Genomic DNA, 7,627 nt, shown 5'->3' on the forward strand with positions numbered 1-7,627 from the left:
GGTGTGTGCATCGAGGACAAGGTCTTCCCGAAAAGTAATAGCTTTTCGGTCAGTGGAGGCCAAGCGCTCGCCGACATCGACGAATTTTGCGGCAAGATCGCGGCCGCGAAGAGCGCCCAATCGGACCCCGACTTCTCCGTGATCGCACGGGTAGAAGCGTATATCGCGGGAAGGGACACGCGCGAGGCCCTCGCGCGCGCGGAGGCCTACCACGCTGCAGGTGCCGACGCCATCCTCATCCACAGCGCCCGGTCGAAGCCAGACCAGATCCTCGAGTTCGCCAAAGAATGGGCCGGTCGCGCGCCGATCGTAATCGTGCCAACCAAGTACTACAGCACTCCGACCGACGTCTTTCGGAACGCCGACATCAGCATGGTGATCTGGGCGAACCATCTCATCCGCAGCGCTGTCAACGCGATGCAGCTAACTGCGCGAAAGATTTTCGATGATCAATCGCTCATAGAAGTGGAGGATCAGGTCGCTGGCATGGAAGAGATCTTCCGCCTCCAACGCGCCGAAGAACTTGCCGCGGCACAGCTTCGCTACGACACTTGCTCACATCGGAAAGCCGGTGCGATCGTGCTTGCCGCTAGCCGAGGCGAAGCGTTGAAACAGCTCACGTCGGAACGTCCCAAGACCATGCTCTCGGTCAATGGCAAGCCATTGCTCGAACGACTCCGCGAATCCTGCGGCAGGCAAGGGATCAACAGCGTCACCGTGGTTGCGGGTTATAAGGCCGACAGCATCGACATCGACGGTGTCGAGCTGGTTCTCAACGACCGTCACGGCACGAGCGGCGAACTCGCGTCGCTTGCTTGCGCGCGTCATGCATTCCAAGACGACATGGTGATCATGTACGGCGACCTTCTGTTCCGCAGCTACATCTTGCGCGGGCTGATGGAATCGCACCGCGAGCTGACCGTTGTCGTCGACTCGCAATACGACATGAGCGCCGCCACGACCACCACAGATCGCGCGCACTGCTCGACACCCGACGATCGGTCCCTCTGGCCGCAAGACATCACCCTGAAAAAAATCAGCAACGCTGTAGATGACGACGGCGACCGGGTCGACGGCCGCTGGATCGGCATGCTCCATGCGTGCGCCAGTGGCCGGGCCTGGATCGAGCAGGCGCTCGAGGAGCTCAGCGACCGGAACGACTTCGACCGACTCACGTTGGGCGACTTGCTGAACCAGATTGTGAGCACCGGGCGCTCAATTCGTGTGATGTACGTCCACGGCCATTGGCTGGATGTGAACTCGCTGACCGACTTCGAGCGGGCCGGGGATTTCACTGCCGGTCAAAGGTGATGACGTCGCCCGGGATTCACGCCGGCGACTTCGTCGACGAAGCCCGCGGCCGCGGTTACAACTGCTACGCCGGGGTGCCCTGCTCTTTCCTCACCCCCTTCATCAACTACGTCATAAACGACCGCACACTCGGTTACGTGTCCGCCGCCAATGAGGGCGATGCAGTCGCGATCGCCGCGGGGACCTGGATCGGAGGGGGTCGCGGCGTCGCGATGATGCAGAACTCGGGGCTTGGCAACGCGATCAGTCCCTTGACCTCGCTAACGCATACCTTTCGCATTCCGGTGCTCGTGATTTGCACACACCGGGGTCGGCCGGGCATCAAGGACGAGCCGCAGCACACACTGATGGGGCGCATCACCGAAACGATGTTTGACACCATCGAGATCCCGTGGACCACGTTTCCCGACCACCGCGCGGCGATCCCCCCCGCGCTGGAGAAAATCGAGCACGCCGCTCAATCGCGGTCCGCATTCGGTCTGATTCTTCGAGGGGGCGTCATCGCGCCCTGCCCGCTGCGTCCCGCCGCACCGACGCCGCCGCCGCCGGCAGCGACCATCGAGGGCCGCGGCCATGTGCTGGCAGTCGCGGACCGTCCATCGCGACAACAGGCGCTCGAGGTGATCTGCGCCGCGAGCCAGGAAGCCAGCCAGGTGGTGATAGCGACCACCGGCTACACGGGCCGCGAGCTCAGCGCGATCGCTGACCGGCCAAACCACCTGTACATGGTCGGCTCGATGGGCTGCGCGTCATCGTTGGCACTCGGACTCGCGCTCGCGCGGACAGACCTGCAGGTGATTGTTGCCGACGGTGACGGCGCCACCCTCATGCGGATGGGCAATCTCGCGACCGTCGGCGCATATGCACCACCAAACCTGACGCACGTGCTGCTCGATAACGAAGCGCACGACTCCACGGGCGGACAGTCGACGGTCAGTGCGCGGGTTGATTTCGCGGGCGTCGCTGCGGCCTGCGGCTATCGCCGCGTGCTGCGAACGGACTCGACAACGGAATTGGAGGGATTTCTGGGTGCGCCGGCCGGTGAGGGTGCCCGGTTCGCGCACCTGAAGATCCGGACCGGAACCAGTGACGGCCTACCTCGTCCGGCGCTCAAGCCGCCGGAGGTGCTGGAGCGGCTGATGAGCCACATCGGTAGCATCGGGTGAGAACGATCTTGCTCAATCCCGGACCCGTGACATTGTCACCGCGGGTTCGTGAGGCGATGTTGCGCGCCGATTTGTGTCATCGAGAACCTGAGTTCGCGGACCTTCAAGATAGCCTGCGCCGCAAGTTGATCCGCGTTTACGACCTCGATCCGGTGACGTGGGCCGCGGTGCTGCTGACCGGATCGGGCACCGCCGCGGTTGAAGCCATGCTCACCAGTCTCGTGCCGGCCGGCGGCCGTGTCCTCATCCTCGAGAACGGTGTCTACGGGGAGCGAATGACGCGCATTGCCAGCACGCACGGTATCGATCACGAGCGGCTTGCCGGCGGGTGGACGGACCCCATCGATATGTCCGCCGTCGAGCAGGCGCTGCGCTGCAACGCATTTAGCCATGTCGCCGCGGTTCATCATGAAACCACCACTGGGCGGCTCAATGACATAGCCCGGCTGGCGGAGGTTGCCGCGGCGCACGGCGCACGCCTGCTGCTTGACGGTGTCAGCAGCTTCGGCGCCGAGGCCCTCGACTTCGAAGCGTGGCAACTCGACGCCTGCGCAGCTACCGCGGGCAAATGCCTGCACGGCGTTCCCGGAACTGCCTTCGTTGTGGTCCGCCGTCAAGCTCTGGCAGGCGCACCAACCCGCACGTTGTACTTCGATCTTGCGAATTATCTTGCACAGCAGGATAAACGGACCGCGCCATTCACGCCTTCGGTGCAGACCTGCTACGCCCTCGACGAAGCGCTGAACGAGTTCTTCGAGGCCGGCGGCTGGCGCGCCCGGCAGTCGCTATTCCAGGAGCGCATGACCCGCGTCCACGAGACCCTGCTCACCCTCGGCATCGCCGCGCTGTTACCGACCACCGAGTGCTCGTGTGTGCTGCACTCTTTCGAGCTGCCGCCCGGACATGACTTCGCCGCGTGGCACGACGCGCTCAAGCAGGCCGGCTTCATCATCTATGCCGGCCAAGGCATGCTCTCAGACCGGGTGTTCCGAATCTCGACGATGGGCGACATCAGCGGGGACGACCTCAACCGTCTGCTCGAAACGCTCAGCCGGACACTCGCAGACTGACCGACATTCACCGATCAGGCGATACATCACCGCGGGCGGTAACGGACGAACGCCGGCGCCGCCAACGCCACGATCAGCATGCCGACCAGGACTAGCGCGCCGCCGCCCGCGGTGGCGGCGGTCGTACCGACCACCGGCGCCGCGCCACCGTGCACCGCGTCCGCCAGACGCTGTCCGCCGACGATCACCACGAGAAACGCCCCCTGCAGCCGCCCGCGCAGCTCGTCGGAGGCAGCCTGCTGCAAGATCGTTGACCGCAAGGCGGCTGACACCATATCCGCGGCACCGCCGAATGCCAGGAACGCCAGCGCTATCCACAGCAGCGGGCCGGCCCGACCGTGTGCCAGTCCACTGGTCAGTCCAAAGCCCAGTATCCCCACGCCCCACGCAGCGATCGCGACGATGATGGCCAGTCCCTGACGCCGGATCCGGGAAAACCAGCCGAAATACATCCCACCCACAACGGCGCCGACCGGTATCGCCGCAGCCAGCAACGCCATCGTCGTTCCGCCCTGAACGGGACCACCAAAGCTCTCATGGGCCATCTGTGGAAACAGCGCTCGTGGTAGGCCCAGGACCACCGCGATCAGGTCCACCACGAACGACGTCAGCACCACCTTGTTGGCCAGCAGATAACGGAAACCGTCCAGTACCGCGACCACACCCCAGCGCGACGAGCCCGTCCCGTTCAGCGCGGGCGCGCCGGTCGGCATGGGGGCCAGCCGAAAAGCCGCCCAGACCGAGGTCAAGCAGGTCACCGCATCAATCAGGTACACCGTGGACAGGTCGACCCAACTCACCACGATGCCGGCCAGTAGCGGGCCGACAATCGCGCCGGCCCTCATCACAATCATGTACAGCGAGTTGGCAGCCGGAAGTTGGTCAGCCGGCAACAGCCGCGGAATCGCCGCCGAGCGAGTCGGCACGTTCACGGCGAAAAACCCTTGCTGCACCGCCAGCAAGCACAGCAGCACCCAGACGTTGTTGAAGGACAGCGCGGCTTGCAGCCACAGCAGCACCGACGAGACCGCCAGCCCGCTCGACGCGACGATCAGCAAGATCCGCCGGTCCATCGCGTCGGCCCAGGCGCCACCCAGCAAGCCGAAAACGACCAGCGGCACCAGCGCAAACACGCCTGCCAGCCCGAAGTACATCGAGCTTCCGGTGAGCGCGTAGAGCTGAACAGGAACGGCGAACATCGTCAGGTTGGCTCCGACAACGGTGGGTATCGCGGCCACCCACAGCCGCCTGAATTCCGGGTTTCGCAGCGGCGTGGTGTCGGCGAACAGCGTCATGGCCAGCTAGGGCTGCAGGCGTTCGACGTGGCCCCCACTGACTCGAATCCGATTGTGCAGCCGATCTTCTCGGCCCTGCCAGAATTCCACCTCGTCGGGTGCGATGCGGTAGCCGCCCCAGTTCGGCGGCACCGGGACCTGCTCGGAGTCGGCGAAGCGCGCCGTGACTTCAGACAGCTGGTCGACCAACGCGGCGCGGGAGTCGATCACCCGGGACTGATGTGACGCCCACGCGCCCAGTTGTGAGCCGCGCGGGCGGTTCGACCAGTAGTTTTCGGTGTCCCGCGGATCGACCTTCGTCACCGATCCGCGGATGTGAAACTGCCTGTTCAGCAGGTACCACGGGAAGGTCGCCGACGCGTACGGCGTCGCGGCCAACTCGTCACCCTTGGCCGAGTCGTAGTTGGTGAAGAAGGTGATGCCGTCTTCGTCGACGCCCTTGCAGAGCACCGACCGGCTGACCGGTTTGCCCGCCCTGACGGTGGTCAACACCATCGCGTTGGGTTCGGCGACGCCCCCTCGCTCGGCTTCCCCAATCCATTTGCGCAACAAGGCAAGCCAGCCATCGTCGAGCCAATCGACATCGAGGTCGGGGCTGCCGTCGCGCTCCCGGGATCCGTACTCCTTGCGCATTGCTGCCAGGTGCTCGTTGTCTGGTCCCACCATCGCGTCAACGCTACCCGCGGCTAGCAGCGGGGATGGGGCGGCCCGGATTTGTCGGAGGTGGCTGTGATGATGACGTCATGTCTTCGATTGCATCCGCCGGCGCCGTGATGCTCAGCCCTGCCGAGCGTCTTGAGGTGCTGTTCGAGGAGCTGGCGGAGTTGACCGGTCAGCGCAACGCGATTGATGGGCGCGTCGTTGAGATCGTCGCCGAGATCGATCGTGATCAACTCTGGGGCGCCACCGGTGCGCGGTCGGTGCCGGCGTTGGTGGCCTGGAAAACTGGCTGCGCGCCGGCAAACGCCCACACGATCACCACGATCGCGAGCCGGCTGGCGGAGTTCCCACGCTGCGCCAAAGGCATGCGAGAGGGTCGACTGTCGGCCGACCAGGTCGGCGTCATCGCGGCAAGGGCCGGCGAGGGATCCGATGAGCACTACGCGCAGCTGGCGGCCCGTGCGACGGTCAATCAGCTGCGTACCGCGGTCAAATTGGAACCTCGGCCCGAACCTGGACCTCGGCCAGAGCCCGAGAACTCGATCACCACCACCACCAATGAGCAGGGCAGTTGCTACCGCATCACCCTTGGCCACCATGACGCCGCGAAGTTCGACGCCGCTTTGGCGTCTCACCGGGATGCGCTGATCGCCGAGTGGAAGCACGATCACGGCGATGGCGCGGGCACTCCAAATCAGCGACCCCCGTTGCCGACCACCGCAGGGGCGTTTATGCGCCTGGTCGAGGCTGGCTGGGACACCGAGACAGTCCGCCGCCCACACGGGCAGCACACCACCGTGGTCGTGCATGTCGATGTTGAGCGGCGCGCTGCGGCACTGCACCTCGGTCCGCTGCTCACGGACGCCGAACGTCGATACCTGACGTGTGATGCCACGTGTGAAATCTGGTTTGAACATCACGGCGAGGCCATTGGCGCCGGCCGGGCGACCCGGCTGATCAATCGGCGGCTTCGCCGTGCGCTCGAGCATCGTGACCGCGTGTGCGTGGTTCCTGGCTGCGGTGCCACCCGTGGTCTCCACGCCCACCATATCCAGCATTGGGAAGACGGCGGCCCCACGGAGTTGGCCAACCTGGCCCTGCTGTGCCCTTATCACCACCGGCTGCACCATCGTGGCGTCATCACCGTCACCGGACCCGCAGACGCGCTCGTCGTCACCGACAGCGCCGGTCGATCAATAGGCTCAGGTTCGCTGGCGCGCCCGCCAACTCAGCCGCCGCCCGCGGTGGCGCCGTGCCCGGGACCTACCGGCGAGCGCGCCAGCTGGTGGTGGTATGAGCCCTTCAAACACCAACCACCACCGACAAACAACTAGCATGGATTACCCGGTCCAACCCTGCCCTGCAACACTTTTCGTCGCAGGATCGCCCCACTGTCACTAACGCTGCTTCACAAAATGTGTCGCGTGCTCCGAGCTGGCCCACGCTACTCCGGCCCTTAGTTACCGACCGGTAGGAACCGGCCCGCGCATTCGTGGGAGAATCCGAGCATGACTGTCACCTCGGACAAGATCCCGGAGAACTTCGTTGCCGGACTCGAAGGCGTGGTGGCATTCACCACTGAAATCGCCGAGCCCGACAAAGACGGCGGCGCCCTGCGCTACCGCGGTGTCGACATCGAAGACCTGGTTGGCCAGCACGTCACTTTCGGAGACGTGTGGGCTTTGCTGGTGGACGGAAAATTCGGCCGCGGGCTGCCACCGGCCGAGCCGTTCCCGCTACCGATTCACAGCGGCGATGTGCGCGTCGACGTACAGGCCGGCCTGGCGATGCTGGCACCGATCTGGGGATTCCAGCCGCTGCTCGACATCGACGACAACACCGCTCGCGACCAGTTGGCCCGCGCTTCGGTGATGGCGCTGTCGTACGTCGCGCAATCGGCCCGGGGCATCTACCAGCCCGCGATACCTCAGCGGGTTATCGACGAATGCTCAACGGTCACAGAGCGTTTCATGACGCGTTGGCAGGGCGAGCCGGATCCCAAGCACGTCGAGGCCGTCGACGCCTACTGGGTTTCGGCCGCCGAACACGGCATGAACGCCTCGACGTTCACCGCGCGGGTGATCGCCTCCACCGGCGCCGACGTGGCGGCCTCGCTGTCGGGGGC

Annotated in this window: 7 protein-coding genes; 5 read left to right on the forward strand and 2 right to left on the reverse strand. The window is 65.1% G+C overall.

Annotated elements, in window-relative coordinates:
- The 3 genes from WAN02_RS27525 to WAN02_RS27535 form a co-directional block, all read left to right on the forward strand.
- The coding region (locus WAN02_RS27525) for an isocitrate lyase/phosphoenolpyruvate mutase family protein (protein WP_422268361.1) at positions 1-1,311 on the forward strand (1,311 nt) is incomplete at its 5' end.
- The gene (gene aepY / locus WAN02_RS27530; RefSeq protein WP_422268363.1) at positions 1,311-2,477 is read left to right on the forward strand and encodes a phosphonopyruvate decarboxylase; all 1,167 of its coding nucleotides are present in this window, start codon (positions 1,311-1,313) and stop codon (positions 2,475-2,477) included. The genes WAN02_RS27525 and aepY, both read left to right, overlap by 1 nt.
- Positions 2,474-3,547: a 2-aminoethylphosphonate aminotransferase gene (locus WAN02_RS27535; RefSeq protein ID WP_422268365.1), complete on the forward strand. Its 1,074-nt coding sequence runs from the start codon at positions 2,474-2,476 to the stop codon at positions 3,545-3,547. Before aepY ends, WAN02_RS27535 begins: the two co-directional genes overlap by 4 nt.
- 26 nt (positions 3,548-3,573) lie before the next feature.
- Here WAN02_RS27535 and WAN02_RS27540 read toward each other — a convergent pair whose 3' ends face one another.
- Both WAN02_RS27540 and pdxH read right to left on the reverse strand, forming a co-directional pair.
- Complete coding sequence (locus WAN02_RS27540) at positions 3,574-4,842, reverse strand: MFS transporter (RefSeq protein ID WP_422268367.1); 1,269 nt, start codon at positions 4,840-4,842, stop codon at positions 3,574-3,576.
- 6 nt (positions 4,843-4,848) lie between these two features.
- Positions 4,849-5,508, reverse strand: a complete 660-nt coding sequence (gene pdxH, locus WAN02_RS27545; RefSeq protein ID WP_422268369.1) for a pyridoxamine 5'-phosphate oxidase — start codon at positions 5,506-5,508, stop codon at positions 4,849-4,851.
- Positions 5,509-5,585: 77 nt separating this feature from the next.
- On the opposite strand from pdxH, the gene WAN02_RS27550 reads away from it, so the two are divergent.
- Together WAN02_RS27550 and WAN02_RS27555 are read left to right on the forward strand one after the other, a co-directional pair.
- On the forward strand, positions 5,586-6,836 hold the full coding sequence (locus tag WAN02_RS27550; RefSeq protein WP_422268370.1) for an HNH endonuclease signature motif containing protein: 1,251 nt from the start codon (positions 5,586-5,588) through the stop codon (positions 6,834-6,836).
- 174 nt (positions 6,837-7,010) lie between these two features.
- Positions 7,011-7,627, forward strand: a 617-nt coding sequence (locus tag WAN02_RS27555) for a citrate synthase (protein ID WP_422268372.1), incomplete at its 3' end; no start/stop codon positions are given.

This window comes from Mycobacterium sp., from assembly GCF_049281135.1.
GTDB lineage: Bacteria > Actinomycetota > Actinomycetes > Mycobacteriales > Mycobacteriaceae > Mycobacterium.